The following is a 1,459-nucleotide window of genomic DNA, read 5'->3' on the forward strand; positions in this document are numbered from 1 at the left end:
AGAACGGGCGGTAACTTCGAGTACAAAAAACCGGAGCAGTTCTTTCTGTACTTTTTTATTTAATTTGCAGTGTGTTACCTTCATATTTCGAGGGAAACATATCTGCTAATCTAGTACAGCCCGTTTATTTTTCACTTATATTCCCATGTATTCGCCGCCGCCCTACACATGCTCAACGCCCGCGCCATGGGTGAAACTCGCCTTAAACGCCTGAATCTCGGCTTTATCCTGGTCACACCGTTTGCATTGGCGGTTATTTTAATTATCCTCTTCCTGATCCAATCGATCCTCGTCACACTCGGCGGCCTTGTCATCCTGCCTATCCTGTGGTATGCCATGGCCTGGCGCCGACAGGCCGCATTGGTAAAAGAGTGCTACGGCACCCACTACCCTCGCCGCCCGCCCTTATACTCGGCCTGATCAGTACCACCGCGCTAAACGCCTTCGGCAGCTTCTTGCTCATTAATCTCATCGTCGTCATCTTTGCGGTTCTTTTTGCCACCCTTAAAACACCAACACGCTTTTACATTTTTTTATAATCTTTGCATACCACTCTACCCCCTCATTTTCATCTTTTCAAGGGAAGTCTATGAAAATCAAAAATATTACCCTATTAACCCTCACGGCCGTCGCCCTGTCTGGCTGCTCGGCCATCCAAGCCGTGGCCAATGCCGCCGACGGCGCATTGGGCGCAGTCAACAACGGCTCGACCGCCTGAACGTTGCGCTCGGCGGCGAATCACACAGCAGCAGCCGCAGCTCTGGCGAAAGCGAAGCCGTTCGGCTTTTGAATGAGAGACGTAGGCTCAGCTGGGAAAGGATAAATAGTCAGTATTTTAAGCAAAACGAAACCTAGCTGACCGACCTGTTCAGACAGTGGCTGCTCCATTCCATCAACGATAACACCTATACTGCCATAGCCAACGAATTGAACGAATATAACCCGGCCATTGCCGCCCAACAACGGGGCAAATCCACCTACCAGCCGCCCCAATACTACGATGTATGTACACACTACACTGATGCTTACATCAACGGCGGCCATGCTTACCGCAACTACCACGAAGCAGTTACCCTGCGCTACACAGCCGCCGAACGGCGTGAAATTTACGCAGACACCATTGCACGCTACAACCAATACATCACCGAAATCCAGCAACAGCGTGCACAATTTATCGGCTTTATCAACCAAAAAGACGACGGGAAGGAAATCCCGTTTGACGCGCCTGCCGCCATGCAGAAAATCAGCGGCCTGAATACCGAAGCCAAGCAGCACCGCGAAGCCAAAGAGGCGGCAGAAGCGAAGCTGAAGGCGTTTGACGGCATTGAAGGTGCGGCGGCGGCCTTGAAAGCCGGATAACGGGTTTCAGACGGCCTTCCGATTTATTAGACCTCTTGCGAAAGTATCCTGAAGATTTACAATTTCCAAATGAAATACGAAAACCTAATCCAAAGAAGCA

At 50.6% G+C, this 1,459-nt stretch carries 3 protein-coding genes and 1 pseudogene; 3 read left to right on the forward strand and 1 reads right to left on the reverse strand.

The genetic code is table 11. The features are described from left to right. Positions 1 to 84: pseudogene (locus ACTHSL_RS12565) on the reverse strand (IS1595 family transposase); the annotation flags it as partial. Positions 85 to 168: 84 nt separating this feature from the next. Between ACTHSL_RS12565 and ACTHSL_RS12570 the strand changes: the two are divergent. The 3 genes from ACTHSL_RS12570 to ACTHSL_RS12580 all read left to right on the forward strand — a co-directional run bounded on the left by ACTHSL_RS12570 (position 169) and on the right by ACTHSL_RS12580 (position 1,359). Further along, positions 169 to 420, forward strand: coding sequence for a hypothetical protein (locus tag ACTHSL_RS12570; protein ID WP_440381652.1), 252 nt, complete (start codon positions 169 to 171; stop codon positions 418 to 420). Positions 421 to 589: 169 nt separating this feature from the next. Next, a complete protein-coding gene (locus ACTHSL_RS12575) occupies positions 590 to 718 on the forward strand; it encodes a hypothetical protein (protein ID WP_440381653.1) in 129 nt (42 codons plus the stop codon). A gap of 209 nt (positions 719 to 927) precedes the next feature. Then, positions 928 to 1,359, forward strand: a complete 432-nt coding sequence (locus ACTHSL_RS12580; protein WP_440381654.1) for a hypothetical protein — start codon at positions 928 to 930, stop codon at positions 1,357 to 1,359. The last annotated feature ends 100 nt before the right edge of the window (positions 1,360 to 1,459 follow it).

The sequence above is a fragment of the Neisseria sp. P0008.S010 genome (assembly GCF_051962715.1).
GTDB classification, from domain to species: domain Bacteria; phylum Pseudomonadota; class Gammaproteobacteria; order Burkholderiales; family Neisseriaceae; genus Neisseria; species Neisseria elongata.

What these genes read in the sequence shown, in the direction of transcription:
- ACTHSL_RS12575 (WP_440381653.1), top strand. Translation starts at nt 590, where the DNA reads ATGAAAATCAAAAATATTACCCTATTAACCCTCACGGCCGTCGCCCTG.
- ACTHSL_RS12570 (WP_440381652.1), top strand. Translation starts at nt 169, where the DNA reads ATGCTCAACGCCCGCGCCATGGGTGAAACTCGCCTTAAACGCCTGAAT.